This window comes from Brevundimonas sp. GW821-FHT12C05 (assembly GCF_058807475.1).
This window is the reverse complement of sequence record NZ_JBXAQS010000004.1, coordinates 124,058-146,286: the sequence shown is the minus strand read 5'-3', so window position 1 is coordinate 146,286 and position 22,229 is coordinate 124,058. Positions and strand designations below refer to the sequence as shown.

Genomic DNA, 22,229 nt, shown 5'->3' with positions numbered 1-22,229 from the left:
AGATCAGGAGTCCTGGCCGGCGGGCGCGGGCGTCGAGGGCGCGGGTTGGGGCGCCGACCGCGGGGTCGCCAGCCTTGTAAGCGCCGATTTCACATCGTCAAGCAAACGGTCCCAGGGGCGGTCGGCCGTCCCCATGCGAGCGATGAAGACATAGTCACTTCCAGCGACGCCAAACTGCGGCGCAAGCGCGCGGGCGGCCTCGCGAAGACGGCGTTTGGCGCGGTTGCGGACCACGGCCCCGCCGATCTTGCGGGTGGCGGTGAAGCCCACGCCGACGGCGGCGTTTCCATCGGCGCGGTCGAGGCGCTGCACGACCACGGCGCCGCGGGCCTCTGAAACGCCTTTCGCGGCCGCCAGAAACTGGGGCCGCGACGTCAGGCGATGGATTTTGAGGTCATCGGTCATGCGCCCGCGCGAGCGCCGACGACTTAAGCCGTCAGGCGCTTGCGGCCCTTGGCGCGGCGGCGCTGAACGATCTTCTGACCGTTCTTGGTGGCCATCCGCGAACGGAAGCCGTGACGGCGCTTGCGCACGAGTCGCGACGGCTGATAGGTCCGCTTCACGGTCGGCTCCTGGGATTAAGTGACTGAGATACGACGGAACGCGTCCGCCGCAGGAAGGGCGGGCGTATAAGGGGACGATCCGCGGGAGTCAACGCCGTAGCGTCCTTCCCGCCGCCCCTGTACGGAGAGAATATGGTCCGCCTGAAGCGCTTTCTGCCCCTGATCGTGCTCGGAGCCGTCATCGCCCTGATCTTCGGCATGGGCTGGAACCGCTACCTGTCGCTGGACACGATCCGCGACCACGGGGCTGAATTCCGGGCTTTCACCGCCGACAACTACATCCTGAGCCTGCTGGCCCTGATGGCCGTGTTCGCCGTCCTGACCGCCAGCGTGGTGCCCGGCGTCTTCTTCGTCACCATCACCGCGGGCTATCTGTTCGGGCCGTGGGTGGGCGGGGTGTCGACCTCCATCGCCGCGACGGTCGGCGCCCTGATCGTCTATGGCGTGGCCCGCACCGCGCTGGGCCGCAGCCTTCGGGAGAAGGCCGAGCGCGACCAGGGGCTGATGCAGAAGGTCTGCGCCGCCATCGACAAGGATACGTTCTGGTATGTGCTGGCCAGCCGGCTGGCGGTGGTGGTGCCGTTCCACATGATCAACATCGCCGCGGGCGTGATGGCGGTGCGGCTGACGCCCTACACCATCGCCACCGTGATCGGCCTGCTGCCGGCGCACATCATCTACTGCTGGATCGGCGCGCGGCTGAACACCCTGCTGGCCAATGATCCCAATCCGGACTTCCAGGCCCTGTTCGGCCAGTTCTGGGCGCCCATGACCGGGGTCTTCGTGCTGGCGGTCGTTCTGCCGTTCGCGATGAAGGGGCTGCAGGCGGCTCTGGGCCGAAAGGCCGCGACGTGAGACAAGCAGCCCTTCAGCCAAGCCTTGCGTTAGGGGGAGCATGACGCGCCTGCGCGCCCTTCTGAGCGATGTCCGCAAGGGATTGCGCGTCCCCGCCGACTGGCGCGAGCGCGTGAAGTTCCACGCGCCGGACGCGCTGGCGTGGCGGCTGCTGCTGCTGACCTTCGTCTTCGCCGCCTCGGTCGAGGTGCTGATCATCGCCCCGAGCGCCGCCAGCTTCCATGAGCGCTGGCTGCTGGACCGGCTGCAGTCGGCGGAACTGGCGTCGGTGGGCGTCGAGGCCCTGCCCTATTCCGCCGTCGAGGACGACACGGCCGAGCAGCTGCTGGCCATCGGCGGGGTGCAGGCGGTGGTGGTCGGCGACCAGGGCGTGCGGCGGCTGCTGCTGCAGGCCCCCAACCTGCCCCGCACGCCGGACCTGATCGACCTGCGCAAGCAACGGCCCGTCGCGCGGTTGATCGACCCGTGGCAGACCCTGTTCGGCCACCCCGACCGCTCGATCCGGGTGCAGGCGCGGCCGCGCTACCGCTCGGGCGACTTCATCGAGATTCTGGCCCCGGCCCAGCCGCTGAAGGTCGAGCTGAAGACCTTCCTGCTGAACAGCCTGATCACCTCGCTGTTCGTCTCCCTGGTGGCGGGCGCCCTGCTTTACGCGGGCCTGGCCTTCCTGGTGCTGCAACCGCTGCGGCGGGTCACCCGCTCGATCGAGCATTTCGCCGAGGACCCGGAGAGCGAGGGCGATCCGCCCAGCGACCGGCAGGACGAGATCGGCCGGGTCGAGCGCGAACTGGCCCGCATGCAGGAAGAAGTACGCCACTCCCTGCGCTCGCGCGCCCGGCTGGTGGCCCTGGGCGAAGCCGTGGCCAAGATCAATCACGACCTGCGCAACATGCTGACCTCGGCCCAGATGGCCTCGGAGCGGCTGGCCGACTCGCCGGACCCCATGGTGGCCAAGGCCCTGCCGCGGCTGGAGCGGGCGCTGAGCCGCGCCGCCGCCCTGTCGCGCAATGTGCTGGAGTATGGTCGCAGCGAGGAGCCGGAGCCGCAGAAGGTGCGCGCGCCGCTGGCCGCCGCCCTGACCCTCGCCGCCGAGGACGCGGGCCTGTCGCCGGACGGGGTTCGGCTGGTGAAGAGCCTGCCCCCGCGGTTCAACGTCCACGCCGACCCCGACCAGCTGTACCGCATCCTGGTCAACCTGATGCGCAACGCCCGGCAGGCCATCGAGGGCGACGCCACGCGGACGGACAAGCACGGCATGGTGCGGGTGAGCGGCTCGACCGCCGACGGCGATTGCGTGATCCTGGTCAGCGACGACGGGCCGGGCATCCCGCCGCGCCTGTCGGAGAAGCTGTTCGAGGCCTTCGTCAGCGGCAAGGCGTCCGGCGGGAGCGGGCTGGGCCTGACCATCTCGCGCGAGCTGGCGGTCAACAACGGCGGGACCCTGACCCTGGTCGAGACCGGACCGTCGGGCACGACGTTCGAACTGCGCCTGCCGAACTGAGCCAAATCGCGTGAATGGCGTTAACCCTCGCGAACCGCCTCGAAACGGTCCAGCTTGTCCGCGACGTCCGTTTCAGGAGACCTGACATGATCCGTATCGTCCTGACCTGCATCACCGCCCTGACGCTGGCCGCCGCGCCCGCCGTGGCCCAGACCGCCGCCCCGGCCGCCAAGCCGGTCGCGGAGCCGCAGGCGGCCGCGCCGACGCCCGGCTCTGACGAATGGCTGCGCCAGCGCGGCGAGACCTATCACTCGGCTCCCGAGTCCGCCCAGGATCCGGCCGAGGTCTCCGCGACCGCCAAGCTGAACGAGAGCATCGCGGCCCGCAACGCCGCCGCCGAACAGGCTGAAGCCGCCGATCAGGCCCGTTTCGACAGCGAGACCCAGCGCTGGCAGGCGGACAGCGCCCGCACCAGCACCGCCCGCATCCAGTGGGAGTCCGACGTCGCCGCCGCCAACGCGGCCCAGGCCCAGTGGGAACGCGACCGCGCCGCCTGGGAGCGCGAGATGGCCGCCTGCCGTGCCGCGGGCCGCCGCTGCGCGATGCCCGCGCCCGCGCCCCGCTGATCCGGCGCCGTTGCGCCCCTTCCCGGCGCGTGACACCGTCCGGCCCACATGACCGAGACACCGGCCCCGCCGCCGCCTGACCCGCACGCCGACCGCCCGCTGGCGGATGGGCGGGTCGAGACGTTCCGGCATCCGGTCTGGGTCAGGATCACCCACTGGCTGAACGTCGTCGCGGTGGTGGTGCTACTGATGACCGGGCTGAACATCCTGCAGGCGCACCCGCACCTGTACTGGGGCCTGCGCTCGACCTTCGCCGATCCGTGGTTCAGTCCTCCCGCGCCGCCCGGATGGCTGATGCTGCCGTCGGTGCGCGACCTGGCCACGGCGCGCAGCTGGCATTTCCTGTTCGCCTGGATCTTCGTGACCAACGGGCTGGTCTATCTGGCCTGGGGCTTTCTCTCGCGCCGGTTCGCCCGCCGGCTGTGGCCGACGAAGGCGGACATCCGCGACCTGCCGCATTCCGTGGTCGAGCATGCGAAATTCGACTTCCCCAAGGACGATCGGGCGCGGGTCTATAATGTGATCCAGAAGCTGACCTATCTGGCGATGGTCCTGATCGTCCTGCCGATGATGCTGATCACCGGCCTGTCGATGTCGCCGGGGTTCAACGCGATCGGCGGCGTGCTGCTGGAGATCCTGGGCGGACGGCAGTCGGCGCGCACGCTGCATTTCATCTCCGCCGGACTGATCGTCGGCTTCATCCTGATCCACGTCGGGCTGGTGATCTGGACCGGCCTGGCCAACAACATGCGGGCGATGGTCACGGGCTGGTTCCGGATTGAGCCCCGCGATCAGGGAGAGGCGCCATGAACCGCCGCGGATGGCTGATGGGCGCGCTGGCGACGGCGGCCGCCGCCGCCCTGTCGGCCTGCGACCGCGCGGTCTACGCCGTGACGGATCAGGCCCGGCGCATGGGCGAGGGGCTGACCCGGCGGGCGCAGCGGCTGGTGGTGCCCCGGGACGCCCTGGCGCCGACCTACAGCAAGGCCGAGATTTCGCCCGACTTCCGACCCAACGGCTCGGTCGATCCGGCGGCGTCGGACTATCTGGCGCTGAAGGCGAACGGCTTTGACGACTATCGGCTGGTCATCGACGGGCTGGTGGAGCGGCCGCTGTCGCTGGCGCTGACGGAGCTGAAACGACGCCCCGCCCAGACCCAGATCACCAAGCACGACTGCGTCGAGGGCTGGACCTCCATCGCCGAATGGACGGGCGTGCGGCTGGAGACCCTGCTGGACGAGGCGGGCCTGAAGCCCGAGGCGAAGTATGTCGTCTTCCACTGCTTCGACGCCCTGGATCAGCGCGAGGACGGCGAGCGCTACTATGAGAGCATCGACCTGATCGACGCCCGTCACCCGCAGACCATCCTGGCCTATCTGATGAACGGCGAGACCCTGCCCGTGCCGCACGGCGCGCCGCTGCGGCTGCGGGTCGAGCGCCAGCTCGGCTACAAGCACGCCAAATACATCCGCCGCATCGAGGTGGTGGAGAGCTTCGCCCACCTCGGCCGGGGCAAGGGCGGCTACTGGGAAGACCGGGGGTACGAATGGTACGCGGGGATCTGACCCGGCGAGGACTGGGCCAAGGACTGGGGCTGGCGGCGGGGGCTGCGCTGATCGCGGGGGCGGGCGGCGCGCCGGCTCGGGCGCGAGACACCGATGTCGTCGCGTGGTCCCGTCAAGGTCCGGTCCTGAGCCACGTCGAGGGCGACCTGCTCGCGTTCAAGGGCATCCCGTACGGCGTCGCTCGAAGGTTCGCACCTCCGGAGCCTCCGGCGCCCTGGACCAGCTATTTCATCGCCCGCCATTACGGACCGGCTTCACCCCAGCGCGGCAATGAGCCGAACCAGTCCGAAGACTGCCTCCGTCTCAACATCTGGACGCCCGACGTCATTGGATCAGAGCGTCGTCCGGTCATCGTCTATATCCACGGCGGTGCCTATTCGACGGGATCGGGCTCCAGCCCACTGACCAACGGCGCGCGGCTGGCGGCCCGGGGCGACGTGGTCGTGGTCACGGTCAATCATCGGCTGGGCCCGCTGGGCTATGCGCCGCTGGCGCGGATCGCGCCGGGGTTCGAGGACAGCGGCAACCTGGGCCAGCTCGATCTCGTGCTGGCGCTGGAGTGGGTGCGGGACAATATCGCGGCCTTCGGCGGCGACCCCGGCAGCGTCACGCTGGTGGGCCAGTCCGGCGGCGGGGCCAAGATCGCCACCCTGATGGCCATGCCCGCGGCGGCGGGCCTGTTCCACCGCGCCGTGACCATGAGCGGCCAGCAGGTGACGGCGTCCGGCCCGCTGAACGCCACGCGGCGCGGGCAGGTCTGGCTGGAAGCGCTGGGGCTGACGCCGGACCGGATCGACGAGGTGCGCACCCTGCCGGTCCAGCGGCTGATCGAGGCGGCGGGGGCGACCGATCCCATCCTGGGCGGCTCCCTCTATTTCGGGCCGGTGCTGGATGGGCGCAGCCTGACGCGGCACCCGTTCTGGCCCGACGCCCCCGCGCAGTCGGCGCATATTCCGATGATGATCGGCAACTGCCGCGAGGAGACCCTGGCCTTCCTCGGCGATGATCCGGCCAACGCCGGCCTGACCTGGGAAAGCCTGCCCGCGAAGTTGACGCCGTCGCAGATGCGCATCGACGTATCGCCCGAGCAGGTCGTCGCCTGGTACCGCGCCGAGCATCCCGAGCTGAGCCCCGACGATGTGCTGATCCGGGCCACGACGGCGGCGCGGTCGTGGCGGGCGGCGGTGATCGAGGCCGAGGCGCGGGCGGCGCAGGGGGCGCCGGCCTTCGTCTATCAGCTGGACTTCCCCAGCCGCCGGACCAACGGCCGCACTGGGGCGTATCACACTTCGGACATCCCGCTGATGCTGGACAATGTCGGGGCGGAAGGGTCGGGCGCTTCGGGGCCGGAGGGGCAGGCCATGGCCGACCGGACGGCCGACGCCCTGATCGCCTTCGCCCGCACCGGCGATCCCAACCATCCCGGCCTGCCGCGCTGGACGCCCTATTCGCTGGAGCGCCGCGAGACGATGGTGCTGGACCGGACCTCCCGCATGGAGAACGATCCGCGCGGCGACGAGCGGCGCTTCTTTGGACGGATTCCCTACATTCAGCCGGGAACCTGAGGCAGGGGCGCCTCGGCCCGCAGCCGGTCGCTTTCGATCCCCGCCTCCAGCACCTCCATGACGGCCAGCGCCTGCTCCGGCGGGACGGGGTTCGCCCCGTGGCCGCTGAGGGCCGCGGCGACGGCGGCGTAATAGGCGGGATAGTCGCCGGGCGGACAGGGCGCCGGCGTGCGCGCGCCCGTGGCGCCGTCGACGATCGTGGCGGGACAAGGATCGACGCCCCAGCCGGGGGCGCCGACGGGCAGGCCCGCCTTCAGCTGGTCCTCCTGCACGTCGAGGCCGGATTTGAGCCAGCTCGCCGTCGCGCCATGGACGGCGAAGCGGACGTCGGGAGCCGGGGTGGTCATGTCGGCGTGCAGGATCACCCGCTTGTCGGCGTAGCGCAGCACAGCGTGGGCCCAGTCCACGGCCTGACCGCCGTCACGCAGCACGGCCAGCTCGCAGGAGACGCCCAGCGGGCGCCCGAACAGAACCAGGGCCTGGTCGATCAGGTGCGGCCCCAGGTCGTTCCAGATGCCGCCGCCCGGACCGTCCCGCTCGCGCCAGCGGTCGCGGACCTCGGGCCGGAAGCGGTCGAAACGGCTCTCGAAGGTGCGAATGGCTCCCAGGGCGCCCGAGGCGATCTGCTGCTGCAGCGCCAGGAAGTCGGCGTCCCAGCGGCGGTTGTGGAAGACCGACAGAAACGACCCCTTCACCCGGGCCAGATCGGCGACTTCGCGCGCCTCGGCCAGCGACAGGGCGAAGGGCTTGTCGATGACCACCGCCTTGCCCGCTTCCAGCGCGGCGCGGGCTTGCGGCGCGTGAAGGGCGTTGGGCGTGGCGAGGACGACGAGGTCGATCTCCGGGTCGGCCAGCACGGTCTCGAAGGCCGGGACGGCGCGGGCGTCGGGCCATGCCGTCGCGACATCGTCCGGCCGGCGGGTCACAACGGTGTGCAGGCGTAGGCTGGGGCAGGCGGCGATCAGGGGCGCGTGGAAGGTCTGTCCGGCATAACCGAAACCGACCAGGGCGACGTTGGGGACGGGCGAGGAGGTCATCCGCCCGTTCTAGCCCATCGCCCCCGCAAGCGGAGGCTTAGGCCTCCGTCTCTTCCTGGCGCTTCTTCATCAGGGCGTCGAACGAGCCCCAGACGCCTTCGGCGCCGTGCCACGAGCCCTTGGTCGCGGCCTTGGAATATTCCGTGGCGCGGGCCTCGAAGAAGTTGGCGTGCTCGACGCCCGACAGCAGGGACTGCAGCCAGGGCAGCGGGTTCTCCTTGACGCCGAACAGCTCGGGCAGGTGCAGCTGACGCAGGCGCCAGTCGGCGATGAAGCGGATGTACTGCTTGATATCGTCGGCGACCATGCCGTTCACCGGGCCCATCTCGAAGGCCAGGTCGATGAACTTGTCTTCCATCTCGACCACGGTGCGGCAGCACTCGACGATGTCGGCGGCGACCTGGGGGGTGACCGCGCCCGTCTCCTTGTTGAAGGCGTGGTACAGCTTGATGATGCCCTCGCAGTGCAGGCTCTCGTCGCGCACCGACCAGCTGACGATCTGGCCCATGCCCTTCATCTTGTTCTGGCGCGGGAAGTTCATCAGCATCGCGAACGAGGCGAACAGCTGCAGCCCCTCGGCGAAGCCGCCGAACATGGCCAGGGTGCGGGCGATGTCGGCGTTCGTCTCGACCCCGAACTGGCCCATGTAGTCGTGCTTGTCCCGCATGGCTTCGTATTCCATGAAGGCGCCGAACTCGCTCTCGGGCATGCCGATGGTCTCGAGCAGCAGGGCGTAGGCCGCGATGTGGATGGTCTCCATGTTGGCGAAGCTCGCCAGCATCATCTTGACCTCGGTCGGTTTGAACACCCGACCGTATTTCTCCATGTAGTTGTCCTGGACCTCGATGTCGGCCTGGGTGAAGAAGCGGAAGATCTGGGTCAGCAGATTGCGCTCGCTGTCGGTCAGATTGACCGCCCAGTCCTTCATGTCCTCGCCCAGCGGCACCTCTTCGGGCATCCAGTGGACCTGCTGCTGCTTCTTCCACATGTCGAACGCCCACGGGTAGCGGAACGGCTTGTAGGCGGCCGAGGGGGTCAACAGGCCCGGCGAGACAAGGCCGGTGGGCGAGACATGCGCGTTCATCGTGGGAGCTCTGACGGCGAATCCGTGGAAGTGGTTTTCACCATGCGGGCGAGCGGCTCCGGCGCCAAGCCGAAACAAGGCTATTTTGCGATCACATTTTTCACAGACGCTAGATGTAGTAGCTGAGCCATAGGCTTCTGGGGATGGAGCCGGGGACAGTCTCAAGCCGGACTTATGCCGTTCGGCCAAGGACTTGGGTGCGGAGCCCGGCCGCCCGGTGCACGTTTCCGACCTGAGGAGACAGTCGATGACCTATACCGTCTACGGCGCCGCCGGCTCGGGCTCGGTTCCCGTCGAAGCCGCCCTGACCCTGATCGGCGCGCCCTACAAGGTGATCGAGGCGGTCACCTGGGAGGGCGACCGGGAGCGCGACAAGGTCGCCCCGGTCAATCCGATGCGACAGATCCCGGCCCTGATCACGCCAGACGGGGAGACGATCACCGAGAGCGCCGCCATCCTGATCTGGCTGGCTGAACAGCACCCGGAGGCGGTGCTGGCGCCCGAGCCGGGCGACCCGCGTCGGGCGCAATTCCTGCGCTGGATGAGCTTCATCCCCGCCTCGATCTATTCGATGTTCTGGGTCCGGGACGTCCCATCCCGGCTGGGCGGCGACGATCCCGGGGCGCAGGCGGCGATCCGGACCCGCACCGCCGAGCGGATCGCGGACTGCTGGGGCGTGATGGACAGCCAGCTTGAGCCCGGCCGCTGGCTTCTGGGCGACGAGCTGACGGTGCTTGACCTCTATGTCGCCACCGCCAGCCGCTGGACCCCGGGGCGTGACCGGTTCGCCGAGGCGGCGCCGGGAATGGCGACCGTGATGCGGCGGGTCGACGCCTTGCCGGAGCTTCAGGCCTTCTGGGCCGAACGGTTCCCGGCCGAGTAGATCAGGCCGCCCGGCTGACCCGGGCTTCCGGCAGCTCGCCGGACAGGGCGCGGTTGACGGCGTCGAACAGACCCGCCTGGTTCACCGGCTTGGCGAGGTGGGCGTTCATGCCGGCGGCGAGACAGCGAACCACATCCTCAGGCATGGCGTCGGCGGTCATGGCGACCACGGCCAGCGTTCCCGCGGCGCCGGGCAGATCGCGAATACGCCGAGTGGCCTCCAGCCCGTCCATGCGCGGCATGCGCACATCCATCAGCACCAGGTCGAAGACCTCGGCCTGAACGGCCTCGACCGCCTCGATCCCGTCGCAGACCTCGATCACCTCGCAGCCGAAGGCCTGCAGCATGATGCGGGCGATCTCGCGGTTCACGGGGTGGTCGTCGACGACGAGAACGCGAGGCGCGCGCTCGATCCCCGCCTCGGCCTCGACCGCCGGGACGGGACGCAGTTCGACCACCGGCGCCGGTTCGGGCGCCGCGTCGGCCAGACGGATCAGCGGCAGGTGCAGGGTGAAGGTCGAGCCCTCGCCGGGAACACTGTCCACCTCGATGCGACCGCCCAGGCGGGCCACGTGCCGGGCCACGAGCGCCAGACCCAGGCCGGCGCCGGAGTGGCGACGACGGATCGAGGCGTCGCCCTGGGCGAAGGCTTCGAACAGGTCGGGCATGGTCTCGGACGGGATGCCGCAGCCGGTGTCGGAGACGCGGATGATGACGCCGTCGCCGGCGCGATCGAGGCGCACGGCGACCTCACCGGTCTCGGTGAATTTCACGGCGTTGGCGATCAGCGGGTGCATGGCCTGACGCAGGGCGCGGCGGTCACAGTTGAAGCGGGCCCGGATCGGCAGGCGGTCGTCGACCGTCAGCGTCAGGCCGCGCGCATCGGCGGCGGCGCGGCTGGGGGTCATGGCCTCGCGCGCCACGGCGGCCAGGTCGAGCGGCTCGAGGGACAGGGCGTCGTCGCCGCGGGCGAAATCCAGGATGTCCTCGACCAGCATCAGCAGGCCGTCGCTGGATTCGCGGATCTGGCGGATCTGGCGCACGGCCTCAGGGTCGAGGTCAGGACGGGCGGCCAACAGGTCGGCGAAGCCCGCGACGCCGTTCAGCGGCGTGCGCATCTCATGGCTCATCACGGCCAGGAAGCGCGAGCGGGCGGCGGCGGCGTCCTCGGCCCGCCGGCGGGCCTCCTGGGCGAACAGGGTGCGGGCGCGCAGGCGCGCCTCCAGCCGACGGCGCTCGCTCATCACCGTCGACAGCGGCAGGACGGTGCCCACCATGGCCAGCATGTAGAGGTTGTAGATGCCCAGCCGGCGCAGCAGGTCCGGAACGGCTTCCAGCCCCGGAATCTCGAGCAGGTGGGCCAACTGCACGGGTCCGTAGCCGGTCAGGGTGGCGGCGCCGCTGATGCCCGACAGGATGATCAGGGCCGTCGCCGTCATGGTCGGCGACAGGCGCAGGCCGATCAGCAGCATGGGCAGCAGCGTCAGGAACAGCAGCGGATAGTCGTTCTGCAGGAAGACGGCGGCGGTGACGACCGTCATCACGGTCATCAGGGCGATGGCCTCGGGCGCCGAGGCGCGGGCCATGCCCTTGAAGCGATGGGCGCGGGCGAACAGCAGCAGCACCGGCGTGACCAGCAGCAGCCCCATCACCTCCATGATCAAGAAGGACTGCAGATTGAACAGCCAGACCGTCAGCGGCGGGTGGCGCAGGACCCAGGCCAGGCTGAAGCCGACCATGGCGGTGGCCGCCACGGCGGTGACGGAAATGGCCATGAAGCGGAACAGGCGGCGCGGGCGGCGCATGTCCAGCGCGGCACCGCAGTAACGGCGCGCGATCAGGGCGGCCAGCACCGCTTCGCCCAGGTTCAGGACCGCATTGATCCAGAGGAAGACGCCGGGGTCGCCCCGGAAGGTGTTGGAGAGCAGGTTGATCGCGAAACAGGCGGTGAGCACCAGCATCGCGGGGCGACGGTGCAACTGAAGCAGGGCCGCGACCATGACGCCGTTGGACAGCCAGACCGCGACGGTTCCGTAGGTCGCGACGCTCCAGTGGCCGATCAACTGCGACAGGGCGAAGAGCAGCACATAGAGCCAGGGCGGCGGGCCTGCGACCCGGCCCGCCTCATGTCTGAACAGACGCCAACGACCCTTCAATCCGAAGCCCTCCCGGCTCCAACCCGAGCGACTACGGTTAAGGTCAATCCGTAAACAAACTGGCCTGAGGGCGGATGAGGAGATTCACGTAACGCGGGAGTCCCCGAACGGGACGGGGTTCAGCCCGGCTCGTCGTCCTGCAGCGGCGCATGGTGGACGACCTGCCGCCGCTCGATCGCATAGGCGACCAGCCAAAGGGCCATGGCCCAGGCCGCGCCGGCGCACCAGCCGGCCAGCACGTCGGTGGCCCAGTGGGCGCCGAGGTAGACGCGGGTCAGGCCGATCAGCAGGGCGATCAGGATGCCTGCGCCCAGCACGAAGGCCTTGAGCCGCTTGCTGGGGAAGGCGCGGGTCAGCATGACCCCCAGCGTCAGGTAGAAGACCGTCGACAACAGGGCGTGGCCCGAGGGGAAGCTGGCGTTCAGCGTCTCGACCGCCTGATAGGCGATGGGCGGGCGTTCGCGCTCGAACAGGGCCTTGAGGCCTTCGCTCAGGGCCACGCCGCCGATCAGGCCGACGACCAGCAGCAGGGCGGACAGCCGCTTGCGCTGGATCAGCAGGAAGCTGAAGGCGATCACCGCGAACAGGGTCAGGACGGAGATGCCGCCCAGGGAGGTCAGGTCCGCCGCCGCCTCCTGAAGCCACCAGGGGCCGCGCGGTTGGCCCGCGACCGGCTGGAGCCAATGCAGCACCGCCTGGTCGAACATCTGGCCGTCCGCCTCGGTCATGTCGTCGGCGACCTCGATGAAGGTCATGACGCCCAGGGCGATGATCAGAAGCGCGCTCAAGGCGGCGATTTCGGTGCGGGCGATGCGCAGTGCGCGGCGCCAAAAAACGACTTGCTGTTCCCCGGTCATGGCCAAGCTAACGGTCCCGTTTGTGGGACGTTCCCCTCACGCGTTCGTGATTCAAATCGACGGCGCCTTGTCATGCCCGCGTCGCGGCCTGTCCACAGGCTCATCCCCCGCCTTGAAGCCGATTCGGATAGAAAGTGATCGTCAAGCCCGTTGACGGTTGGTTAGCCATCTGCGCCCCATATGTGGGCTTGGGGAGCGCTTCAGCCACTAGGTCTTGTGGTTCGGAGCGCGGGGATACCTCTTAGATTTTTGTTCAGGGCGACGATCAAATGGCTGGCGGCGAAGCGTTGAAGACGATGGAATTCCAGACGGTTGCGGACGCCGAGGGCGAAGCCCGCCCGCATCTGTCGGTCGTTCCCTCGATCCAGATCGACCGTTCGCGGGATGATCTGCTCACGGACTTCGGCAAGAAGACCCTCGAGGACCGTTACCTGCTGGCCGGCGAAAGCTACCAGGACATGTTCGCCCGGGTCGCCACGGCCTTCTCGGACGACGCCGAGCACGCCCAGCGCGTCTACGACTACATGTCGAAACTGTGGTTCATGCCGGCGACCCCGGTGCTCTCGAACGGCGGCGCGGATCGCGGCCTGCCGATCTCCTGCTTCCTGAACGCGGTCGGCGACAGCCTGGACGGCATCCAGAGCGTCTGGAACGAGAACGTGGCCCTGGCCTCGAACGGCGGCGGCATCGGCACCTACTGGGGCGGCGTCCGCTCCATCGGCGAGAAGGTCAAGGGCGCCGGCCAGACCTCGGGCATCATCCCCTTCATCCGCGTGATGGACTCGCTGACGCTGGCGATCTCGCAGGGCTCGCTGCGCCGCGGCTCGGCCGCCGTCTACCTGGACATCCACCACCCGGAGATCGAGGAGTTCCTCGAAATCCGTAAGCCCTCGGGCGACTTCAACCGCAAGTCCCTGAACCTGCACCACGGCATCTCGATCACCGACGCCTTCATGGAGGCGGTTCGCGACGGCAAGACCTTCGACCTGCTGTCGCCCAAGAACAAGGAAGTGATGAAGACGGTCGACGCGCGCGCCCTGTGGCAGAAGATCCTCGAGATCCGCCTGCAGACCGGCGAGCCCTACCTGATATTCTCGGACACGGTGAACCGGCAGATGCCGCAGCACCAGAAGGACCTGGGCCTGTCGGTCAAGCAGTCCAACCTGTGCGCCGAGATCATGCTGCACACCGGCCGCGACCACCTGGGCGTCGACCGCACCGCGGTCTGCTGCCTGTCCTCGGTCAACGCCGAGACCTTCCTGGAATGGCGCGAAGAACCGAAGTTCATCGAGGACGTGATGCGCTTCCTCGACAACGTGCTGGAAGACTTCATCCGCCGCGCCCCGCCGGCCATGGCCGCCGCCGTCTATTCGGCCAAGCGCGAACGCTCGGTCGGCCTGGGCCTGATGGGCTTCCACTCCTTCCTGCAGGGCCAGGGCGTCGCCTTCGAAAGCGCCATGGCCAAGTCGTGGAACATGCGCCTGTTCAAGCACCTGCGCCGCGAAGCCGACAAGGCCAGCCGCCTGCTGGCTGAGGAGAAGGGCGCCTGCGAGGACGCCGCCGAGCGCGGCGTGATGGAGCGCTTCTCGCACAAGCTGGCCATCGCCCCGACCGCCTCGATCTCGATCATCTGCGGCGGCACCTCGGCCGGCATCGAGCCGATCCCGGCCAACATCTACACCCACAAGACCCTCTCGGGCTCGTTCGCGGTCAAGAACCCCTACCTGGAGCGCCTGCTGGGCGAGAAGGGCATCGACACCGAGGCGGTGTGGAACTCGATCCTCGAACACGAAGGTTCGGTGCAGCACCTCGACCAGCTGAACGAGGACGAGAAGGGGATCTTCAAGACCGCCTTCGAACTGGACCAGCGCTGGGTCGTCGAACTGTCGGCCGATCGCGCCCCGGAGATCTGCCAGGCCCAGTCGATCAATCTGTTCATCCCCGGCGACGTGGATAAGTGGGACCTGCACATGCTGCACTGGCGCGCGTGGGAGACCGGCGTGAAGTCGCTCTACTACCTGCGCTCCAAGTCGGTGCAGCGCGCCTCGTTCGCAGGTTCGGAAGACAAGGTCGAGGCCGAGGTCGATCCGAACCAGCCGGACCTCTTCTCGGCGGCCCGCACCGACTACGACGAGTGCCTGGCCTGCCAGTAAGGCCCGCGACATCGCCATGAGACAGGAACCCGCCCGGCCTCGTCGCGGCGGGTTCTTTCTGGCCGTAACGGGCGGGGACGCGGCGGCGATCGAGGAACCGCGCCCAAAGGCTGACGTTCAAATGGCAGGAGAGTGTCGTGAAAATGTCTGTTGGCGGGCCGCCCCGGATCGTGCAGGGTCGAGGCTGTTAACGGACTGAGGGGACCGTTGATGCGTATTACGGCCATGGCCGGACTTCTGGTGTTTGTTTCCTGCGCGGCCCCGGCCGTCGCGGGCGAAGCCGTGTCCGGACAGGTCGCCGTTCCAGACCCCTGGGCCGTGGCCCGCGAACGGCCCACCAACGTCTCCGATCTTCTGACCCAGCTGGACCGCGAGGAACGCTTCGCCGAGGCGGACGCGCGCGGCTTCGACACCGTCGCCGACCGCAACGGCTATGCGCCGCGCGACCGCGCCTCGCCCTGGGCCGCGTCCAACCGGGACGTCTGGTTCGACGGCGGCGCCTACAACGACCGCCTGCGCCTGCGCACCGAGGGCCGCATCCGCCGCGAGGACGGCGCGCCCCTGCCTCCGGGACCGCTGGATCCCGCCGCCTATGACGCCGAACACTATGACCTGACCTATGTGCGCGGCTGGACCGAGACCCTGGGCCAGACCGGCTCGGGCCTCGACGTCACCCTGACGCCGCATATCGGCGTGGGCGTCGGCAGCCGCGGCGGTTCGACCGAGGCCGGCGCCACCCTGCGCATCGGGCCGGATCTGGACCGGATGGTGCCGGAGGGGACGGAGGCCTTCGGCGAGCGCCAGCGCTGGTACATCTACGCCGCCGGTTCGGGTCGGGCCGTCGGCTATAATTTCGCCCGCACCCGCGACGGCGACTACACCCGCTCCGGCGTCAGCCACGACAGCGGCAACTTCATGGGCGACGCTTCCATCGGCGTGGCCATGCGCCGGGGAGCGGTGCAGAGCTCGGTCGGCCTGGTCTATCGCGAGATCGGGGTCGAAGGCCTGCGCGCCGGCCCGGGCGTGGACACCGACGTGTCCGAGGGACTGATCGCGTTCCAGCTGAGCATCAAGCCCGAGTGAGGGCTTAGGGGTCGAGGGTCCAGGGGCGAGGAAGCCCCCTCTTCCCCGACCCTCGTCCCTACTGCGTCCTCGCGACGCCTTCGCGCCGGTCGTCCGCCGCGCCGTCCCAGGCCCACCGGCCATCCGTCCGTTGACGCCAGAGGCCGCCGTGCAGGCCGGAGTTCTCGCTGGCGTTGGGACGCAAGGTTATCCCGCCGGCGTTCAGGCCATCCCGCAGCGCCGGACTGAAGCGGTCCGTGTCGGCGCCGAAGCCGTCGCCGCGCGCCACTAGATTGGGCAGGGCGAAGGCCTCCGCGACCGGCATGTTCCAGTCCAGGACCGCGATCAGGGCCTTGGTGTTGTAGGCCAGGATCGAGGGACCGCCGGGCGAGCCGAAGGCGCCGACCAACCGCCCCTGCCGGTCCAGCACGATGATGGGCGACATCGACGAGCGCGGCCGCTTGCCCGCCGCCACCGCGTTCGCCGCGGGGCCGCCGTCGGCGCGGGCGGGCGAGAAGGAGAAGTCCGTCAGCTGGTTGTTGAGGAAGAAGCCCGCCGCCATCCGGCCGGAGCCGAAGACGCTTTCGACCGTGGTGGTCATGCTGACCGCGTTTCCGGCCGCGTCGACGATGACCATGTGGCTGGTGCCCGCGGGTTCGTGCGTGGCGTCCGGCCCGGTCAGCGCCCCGCCCGGAGGCGTGCCCGGTTCGGCGGCGCCGGTCAGGCCGGGGGCCAGGGCCGCGCGCGAGGCGACGTAGGCCGGGTCCAGCAGGCCCTGGACCGGCACGCCGACGAAGGCCGGGTCGCCGACGTAGCGGTCGCGGTCGGCGTACATCAGCCGCTGCAGCTGGGCGAAGGCGGTCCAGGCGGCGACGCTGTCGGGGCCGGCGTCGATGTCCGGCGTGCGCTCGGCCATGGCCAGCAGCTGCAGCACCGCCACGCCCGAGGACGGCGGCGGCGGCACGCAGACCACATAGATGCGGTAGGGGCGGCACAGGGCCCCGCGCTCGATCGGCGTGTAGGCGGCGATGTCGGCGGCGGTCAGGGCGCCCGGGCGGGGCGATTGCGCCACCGTGGCGGCGATCTCCTGCGCGATACGGCCTCGGTAGAAGACCTCCGGTCCCTGCGCCGCCAGATCGGCGACGGTGCGGGCGTACTCGGGGTTCTTCAGCGTATCGCCGGCGGCGTAGCGGGAGCCGTCCGCCTTGGTGAAATAGGCGTCGGCCCAACGGGTGCGGGCCTGCCCTCGCGTCAGGGCGATCATGCCGGCGAGGCGCGGGCTGACCGTGAAGCCGTCGCGGGCCAGGCGTTCGGCGTCGCCGAACAGGGCGCTCCACGGCAGGCGGCCGTGTTCCTTCTGGGCCATGGCCAGCATGGCGACCGCGCCGGGCGCGCCGGTCGAGCGACCGCTGAGCACGGCCGACAGGAAGTCGAGCGGCTGGCCGTTCTCGTAGAACAGTTCGGGCGTGGCCGCGGCGGGGGCGGTCTCGCGGCCGTCGTAGCTGGTCACCTCGCCCGTGGCGGCGTCGAACACCATCATGAAGGCGCCGCCGCCCAGGCCGGACGACTGGGGCTCGACCAGACCCAGCACCGCCTGCACGGCCACGGCGGCGTCGACCGCCGAGCCGCCCGCGTTCAGGACCCGCGTGCCCGCCTCGACCGCCAGCGGATTGGCGGCGGCGACGAACGGGCCCTTCGCCTGCGGGGCGACGGGAGCCTGGACCGCCGCCACGGACGCGGGCGCCGGCGCCGAGGCGGCGGGAAGGGGTCCGCCCGTACAGCCCGACAGCGCCATCCCGAGAATGACGGCGGTCGCCGCCAACGCACGGAAGGGACGGATCGGACGATACGGCATGGAGAACTCGGGCTGAGGCGGCGGGGAGACGCCTTAAATCGGAGCGGCACCCTGCCGCTTCAACGCCCCGAACGAAACCCCTGACGCGCCCGCCGTGAAATCGTCCCGGAAAACAGTCGATCCGGGTCTTGCCCCCCCGGCATACGTGGGGTAGAGACCCGCCCTCGCCGTTAGCGGCCGTGCGCACCCGTAGCTCAGCTGGATAGAGCACCAGACTACGAATCTGGGGGTCAGGAGTTCGAATCTCTTCGGGTGCGCCATTCGCTTCTTCTGGATCCGTGATCCGGGCCGAAGCCATCCCTTCCAGACATGACGATCCCGGCCCCGCCTTCACCGGCGCGATTGCCTGTGACTTGAAGACGTCCCGGCGGCGTCCGCCGGGACTCGGGACCCGAGCTACGCGGCGGCGGCGATGAGCGCGTTGTCGATCTCGTCGGCGCGCCGGGCGGCGGGGCGCTGGAGATGGGGCTCGACATAGGCCTCGAAGGCCGGGCGCTTGTCGATCGTCCCGAAGGTCATCCCCCAGGACAGGTGGGAGGCGAGATAGAGGTCGGCTGCGGTGAAGCTGTCGCCGACGACATAGGAGCGGTTCTCGACCGCGCGCTCGATCGCCGCCAGGACGTGCTCCATACAGCCGAAGCCGAGCGAGACCTGCTGTTGGGCCGTCGGTTCCAGATGGACCACCTTGGCGCCCGCGGCCTGTTCGATCGGACCGGCCCCGAAGAACAGCCAGCGATAATAGGGGCCGCGCAGCGGGCTGTGCACGGGCGGAGCCAGGCCCGCCTCGGGGAAGGCGTCGGCCAGATAGGCGCAGATGGCGGCGCATTCGGTGACGACCACCCCGTCGTGGACGATGGCCGGCACCTTGCCCATCGGATTGACGGCCAGATAGTCGGGGCCCTTCAGCTCGCCGGTCTCCCAGCGCAGGATCCTGGCCTCATAGGGTTGGCCGACCTCCTCGAGCATCCAGCGGGTGATGCGGCCGCGCGACATGGGGTTGGTGTAGAAGATGAGGTCGGACATGGGTCGGCTCCAAAGGTGTGCGCCAACAGACCCTGAGCCTGCTGACAGCGGTTTGGCAGCAGCAGCCGTTTTCAGCCAATGATCTGAGGACGTCCTGGCGGCGGTCCATCCCCCGGCCGCTCGTCATGCCCGTTCGTCCCAATCTCTTGTCCCGGCGTTCCATCGTCGACGCTCCGCTTTCCTCTTTCAGGATAGGGACTTGCGAGGACTACGCGGCGTCCGGCATGGTCCGCCGTCGGTGTCGGCGGGGCCCCTTCCACGACCACGCCGGCACGGGGGGCGGGAACAGGATGAGCGCGTATCGGGGCGCTTCCACGACATCGGCCGACTCCGGATCGGTCTCCGGAGCCTGGGTCTTCCTGGATCCCGAGGCTCTCTCCGCGTCGGAAACGCGATCGGAAGACCGCGTCGGCCTGATGATCGACGGACACGGCGATGGGGCGCGGCTTGGGCTGGGCCCGCTGGCGGCCGCGACGGACATCGACGCGCGGCTGGTCCTCGCCACGGACCGCGCCTCCGCGCCGAAGTGGTTGGCGGACCTGAAGCTCCTGCGCCCGGTCACGCCCTCGGCCTTCACCACCCTGATCATCAACCTCGTGGAGGAGCTGGCCGGGCTGGCCGGGAGCGCGCGCGCCGACGACGCCTCCGCGGTAGTGGACTCCATCCTGATGCTGGCGCGAACCGCGCTGGAGCGCCCTCCGGAGCCGGCCGCCCCGGCGGGAATGGCGGGCGATCCGGAAATGCTGGCCGCCGCGCGGCTGATCGAGGACCGGTTGCTGGACCCGGACCTGGACGCCGGCAGCCTGACGCACGCCCTGGGCCTGTCGCGCTCAAGCCTGTACCGGGCGTTTCAATCCGTCGGCGGGGTGAAGGCCTACATCCGGCAAAGGCGGCTTGAGCATGCCCGCGACCTGCTGATGCGGCGGACCGGACCGCGCCCGACCGTGAGCGAGGTGGCCCAGGCCTGCGGCTTCGCCAGTGATTCCCACTTCAGCCGCGCCTTTCGCAAGGCCTTCGGCTCTTCGCCCGGAGCCCGGCGCGAGGCCGACGGATCAGGCGGAGCGTAGCACCTGCGGGGCGAGGTTCGCCCGCGCGCCGAGAGAGCGGCCACGCAGCCAGTTGACCACCATGTCGTGCCGGAAGGCGCAGCGCGGGCCCTCGGCGAGAGCCCGGGTCTCGAGCCGGCGCGCCGCCATCTCGCCCGGCGCATGGCCGAACCGTTCGCGGTACAGGCGGGCGAAATGGGCCGCGCTGGCGAAGCCATGGCGATAGGCGACCTCGGCCACTGTCTGGCGGCGCGGATCCCGACCGCCGAGCGCCGCGCGGGCAAGGTCCAGCCTCATGTCCAGCATGTAACGGCGCAGACCGCCCGGGGCGAAAGCGCGGAACAGGGTCGTGCGCGACACCCCCGCCGCGACGGCGATGTCCTGAACGGTCAACTGAGGGTCCAGCAGCCGCTGGCGCATGCAGCGGGTCGCCCGATGGCGGACCGTGGCGTGGATGGCGGACAGTTGCTCGGGCGTGGCGACGCTGTGACGGCCCACGGCGCGCTCGGCGATGAGCAGGGCGGCCTCGACGGCGGCCGCCCCCTCGTCGTGGCGCAGGCTCGAGGCCGTATCGGCCAGCAGGCACAGATGACTGGCCAGAAGCTTGCCCATCGGGTTGTCGGGTGAGATCGCCAACCCGTGAATCCCGCCGTCGCGCATCCACAGGGGCGCGGCGATGCGAGGGATCATCAGGGTGACCAGATCGATGGCCTCCGCGCGCGATACCGACGGCCGCGAGAGATCGCGGAAATGGATCGACCCGGCCGAGGAGCGGATGTCGGCGCCGTCGGCGTCGCCGACCAGCGGCGCGAACAGGACGAAGATGTTGATGGCGTCCAGCCCGGACGAGCGCACCGTGCCCGCGGTGCGGCGCAGGGTCTGGGGCACCGAATAGCCGCGCGCGATACTGCCGTTGTCGAAGACCGAGCCCATGGTGCGGCTGACGAAGCCGGCGCGGGCGTCAGGATCGACGCCCTCGACATCGTAGATGTCGCGCATGCTCTGGTGATAGCCGTCGAACGCATCCGGGTCGGACTGCGTCGTGACGTCCCACGAATACGAGACGGGGCGGGAGCGATCGTCGACCGGCACAGGAGACTCCAGAGCCCGCCGAGAAAGCCACATTTCCGGTGTCGGATCAACGCACTTCGCCTTTCAGGCGCGTTCGGAGACCCGGTTCGGCGACCGGTGAGTTCGCAGCGGACACGGCCTCCGGTGGACCCGGCGCCGCCGAGGTCGCAGACTGTGCGCCGAATGATCGAATCGCCCCGCTCCGCCGCCTTCGAGGCCTATGAGTTCTTCGCCGGCGGCGGGATGCTCCGCGCCGGATTGGGCGAGCGCTGGCGCTGCACCTTCGCCAACGACATCGACCCGCAGAAGGCCGTCGCCTATCGCGCCAACTGGGGCGGCGAGGAGCTGGCGGTCGGGGACATCGGCGCGGTGACGCCCGCCGACCTGCCGGGGCAGGCCGACCTGATGTGGGGCTCCTTCCCCTGCCAGGACCTGTCGCTGGCGGGCGCGGGGGCCGGGCTGGGCGGGGCGCGTTCGGGGACCTTTCACGCCTTCTGGGACCTGGCCCGGGGATTGGCGCGAGAGGGTCGGGGGCCGAGGATCGTGGCCATCGAGAACGTCTGCGGCGCCCTGACCTCGCGCGGCGGGCGGGACTTCGAGATCCTGTGCCGGACCTGGGACGAGGCGGGCTACGCCGTCGGGGCCCTGGTGATCAACGCCGACCGCTTCGTGCCCCAGTCGCGGCCCCGTCTGTTCGTGATCGGGGTGCGCGGCGACGTGGCCATCGACCCGGCCCTGCTGGCCGGCGGACCGGAAGCGCCCTTCCACCCGGCCAATCTGCGGCGGGCGGTCGAACGGCTGCCCGACGACCTGCGCCGGCGGATGCTGTGGTGGCGGCTGCCCGAGCCGACCGAACCGGTGGCCGGCCTGGCCGCCGTGACCGAGACGGACGGCGCTCACCTGAACTGGCATTCCGAGGCGCAGACGGCGCGGCTGCTGAGCCTGATGTCGCCGCTCAACCGGGCCAAGGTCGAAGCCGCGCGGGCGGCGGGCGGGCGCCAGGTCGGCGCCCTGTACCGACGCACCCGGCGCGACGCCGAGGGCCGCAGGCTGCAGCGGGCCGAGGTGCGCTTCGACATGGCCGGCTGCCTGCGCACGCCGGGCGGCGGCTCCAGCCGCCAGACCCTGCTGGTGATCGAGGCGGGGCGGGTGCGCTCACGGTTGATGACGGCGCGGGAGACCGCCCGACTGATGGGCCTGCCGGACGCCTATCGCCTGCCCGGTTCGTACAGCGCCGCCTGCAAGCTGACCGGCGACGGGGTGGCCGCGCCCGTGGTGCGTCACCTGGCCCGCTGGCTGTTCGAGCCGCTGATCCGCGCGAACGGCGCGGCGCTCGAGGCGGCCTGAGCTCGCCCCCGCTTGCCAAACGCAACGTCTGGCGCATCATG

Annotated in this window: 20 protein-coding genes and 1 tRNA gene; 12 read left to right on the top strand and 9 right to left on the bottom strand. The window is 70.0% G+C overall.

Annotated elements, in window-relative coordinates:
• Positions 1–3: 3 nt before the first annotated feature.
• Both rnpA and rpmH read right to left on the bottom strand, forming a co-directional pair.
• On the bottom strand, positions 4–405 hold the full coding sequence (rnpA, locus tag AC1RRF_RS14340) for a ribonuclease P protein component (protein WP_492835679.1): 402 nt from the start codon (positions 403–405) through the stop codon (positions 4–6).
• A gap of 23 nt (positions 406–428) precedes the next feature.
• Positions 429–563, bottom strand: coding sequence for a 50S ribosomal protein L34 (gene rpmH, locus AC1RRF_RS14335; RefSeq protein WP_123288089.1), 135 nt, complete (start codon positions 561–563; stop codon positions 429–431).
• A 132-nt stretch (positions 564–695) separates the two neighbouring features.
• On the opposite strand from rpmH, the gene AC1RRF_RS14330 reads away from it, so the two are divergent.
• The 6 genes from AC1RRF_RS14330 (at position 696) to AC1RRF_RS14305 (ending at position 6,615) form a co-directional block, all read left to right on the top strand.
• Positions 696–1,418: a TVP38/TMEM64 family protein gene (locus AC1RRF_RS14330; protein ID WP_492835677.1), complete on the top strand. Its 723-nt coding sequence runs from the start codon at positions 696–698 to the stop codon at positions 1,416–1,418.
• Between the two features lie 40 nt (positions 1,419–1,458).
• On the top strand, positions 1,459–2,919 hold the full coding sequence (locus AC1RRF_RS14325; protein ID WP_492835675.1) for a sensor histidine kinase: 1,461 nt from the start codon (positions 1,459–1,461) through the stop codon (positions 2,917–2,919).
• A gap of 86 nt (positions 2,920–3,005) precedes the next feature.
• Positions 3,006–3,485, top strand: a complete 480-nt coding sequence (locus tag AC1RRF_RS14320; protein ID WP_492835673.1) for a cell wall hydrolase — start codon at positions 3,006–3,008, stop codon at positions 3,483–3,485.
• Between the two features lie 48 nt (positions 3,486–3,533).
• Positions 3,534–4,295 carry a cytochrome b/b6 domain-containing protein gene (locus tag AC1RRF_RS14315; RefSeq protein ID WP_492835671.1) on the top strand — a complete coding sequence of 254 codons (762 nt, stop codon included), beginning with the start codon at positions 3,534–3,536 and terminating at the stop codon, positions 4,293–4,295.
• On the top strand, positions 4,292–5,050 hold the full coding sequence (locus AC1RRF_RS14310; protein WP_492835669.1) for a molybdopterin-dependent oxidoreductase: 759 nt from the start codon (positions 4,292–4,294) through the stop codon (positions 5,048–5,050). The genes AC1RRF_RS14315 and AC1RRF_RS14310 overlap by 4 nt, the downstream gene beginning before the upstream one ends.
• Complete coding sequence (locus AC1RRF_RS14305) at positions 5,032–6,615, top strand: carboxylesterase/lipase family protein (protein WP_492835667.1); 1,584 nt, start codon at positions 5,032–5,034, stop codon at positions 6,613–6,615. Before AC1RRF_RS14310 ends, AC1RRF_RS14305 begins: the two co-directional genes overlap by 19 nt.
• Here AC1RRF_RS14305 and AC1RRF_RS14300 read toward each other — a convergent pair.
• Both AC1RRF_RS14300 and AC1RRF_RS14295 read right to left on the bottom strand, forming a co-directional pair.
• Positions 6,600–7,652, bottom strand: coding sequence for an oxidoreductase (locus tag AC1RRF_RS14300; protein ID WP_492835665.1), 1,053 nt, complete (start codon positions 7,650–7,652; stop codon positions 6,600–6,602). The two genes, AC1RRF_RS14305 and AC1RRF_RS14300, sit on opposite strands and share 16 nt — an antisense overlap.
• A 37-nt stretch (positions 7,653–7,689) precedes the next feature.
• On the bottom strand, positions 7,690–8,736 hold the full coding sequence (locus tag AC1RRF_RS14295) for a ribonucleotide-diphosphate reductase subunit beta (protein WP_492835663.1): 1,047 nt from the start codon (positions 8,734–8,736) through the stop codon (positions 7,690–7,692).
• A gap of 247 nt (positions 8,737–8,983) precedes the next feature.
• On the opposite strand from AC1RRF_RS14295, the gene AC1RRF_RS14290 reads away from it, so the two are divergent.
• Positions 8,984–9,619 carry a glutathione S-transferase family protein gene (locus AC1RRF_RS14290; RefSeq protein WP_492835661.1) on the top strand — a complete coding sequence of 212 codons (636 nt, stop codon included), beginning with the start codon at positions 8,984–8,986 and terminating at the stop codon, positions 9,617–9,619.
• Position 9,620: 1 nt separating this feature from the next.
• On the opposite strand, the gene AC1RRF_RS14285 is transcribed toward AC1RRF_RS14290, so the two are convergent.
• On the bottom strand, positions 9,621–11,774 hold the full coding sequence (locus AC1RRF_RS14285; RefSeq protein ID WP_492835659.1) for a response regulator: 2,154 nt from the start codon (positions 11,772–11,774) through the stop codon (positions 9,621–9,623).
• Between the two features lie 119 nt (positions 11,775–11,893).
• On the bottom strand, positions 11,894–12,631 hold the full coding sequence (locus AC1RRF_RS14280; protein WP_492835657.1) for a phosphatase PAP2 family protein: 738 nt from the start codon (positions 12,629–12,631) through the stop codon (positions 11,894–11,896).
• Positions 12,632–12,900: 269 nt separating this feature from the next.
• Here AC1RRF_RS14280 and AC1RRF_RS14275 point away from each other — a divergent pair, with 269 nt between their 5' ends.
• Positions 12,901–14,784, top strand: coding sequence for a ribonucleoside-diphosphate reductase subunit alpha (locus AC1RRF_RS14275; RefSeq protein ID WP_492835655.1), 1,884 nt, complete (start codon positions 12,901–12,903; stop codon positions 14,782–14,784).
• A 210-nt stretch (positions 14,785–14,994) separates the two neighbouring features.
• Positions 14,995–15,867: a lipid A-modifier LpxR family protein gene (locus AC1RRF_RS14270; protein WP_492835653.1), complete on the top strand. Its 873-nt coding sequence runs from the start codon at positions 14,995–14,997 to the stop codon at positions 15,865–15,867.
• A gap of 58 nt (positions 15,868–15,925) precedes the next feature.
• Here AC1RRF_RS14270 and AC1RRF_RS14265 read toward each other — a convergent pair whose 3' ends face one another.
• Positions 15,926–17,701, bottom strand: coding sequence for a gamma-glutamyltransferase family protein (locus tag AC1RRF_RS14265; protein WP_492835651.1), 1,776 nt, complete (start codon positions 17,699–17,701; stop codon positions 15,926–15,928).
• A 183-nt stretch (positions 17,702–17,884) separates the two neighbouring features.
• Between AC1RRF_RS14265 and AC1RRF_RS14260 the strand changes: the two genes are divergently transcribed.
• Positions 17,885–17,961, top strand: a tRNA-Arg gene (locus tag AC1RRF_RS14260).
• A gap of 136 nt (positions 17,962–18,097) precedes the next feature.
• Here AC1RRF_RS14260 and AC1RRF_RS14255 read toward each other — a convergent pair.
• On the bottom strand, positions 18,098–18,724 hold the full coding sequence (locus AC1RRF_RS14255) for a glutathione S-transferase family protein (protein WP_492835649.1): 627 nt from the start codon (positions 18,722–18,724) through the stop codon (positions 18,098–18,100).
• A 416-nt stretch (positions 18,725–19,140) separates the two neighbouring features.
• On the opposite strand from AC1RRF_RS14255, the gene AC1RRF_RS14250 reads away from it, so the two are divergent.
• Positions 19,141–19,791, top strand: a complete 651-nt coding sequence (locus AC1RRF_RS14250; RefSeq protein WP_492835647.1) for a helix-turn-helix transcriptional regulator — start codon at positions 19,141–19,143, stop codon at positions 19,789–19,791.
• Here the strand turns inward: AC1RRF_RS14250 and AC1RRF_RS14245 are convergent.
• Entirely contained in the window at positions 19,777–20,862 is a 1,086-nt protein-coding gene (locus AC1RRF_RS14245) for a helix-turn-helix domain-containing protein (RefSeq protein WP_492835645.1), read from the bottom strand. The genes AC1RRF_RS14250 and AC1RRF_RS14245 overlap by 15 nt on opposite strands.
• 162 nt (positions 20,863–21,024) lie before the next feature.
• Here AC1RRF_RS14245 and AC1RRF_RS14240 point away from each other — a divergent pair, with 162 nt between their 5' ends.
• Positions 21,025–22,188, top strand: a complete 1,164-nt coding sequence (locus AC1RRF_RS14240) for a DNA cytosine methyltransferase (RefSeq protein ID WP_492835643.1) — start codon at positions 21,025–21,027, stop codon at positions 22,186–22,188.
• The last annotated feature ends 41 nt before the right edge of the window (positions 22,189–22,229 follow it).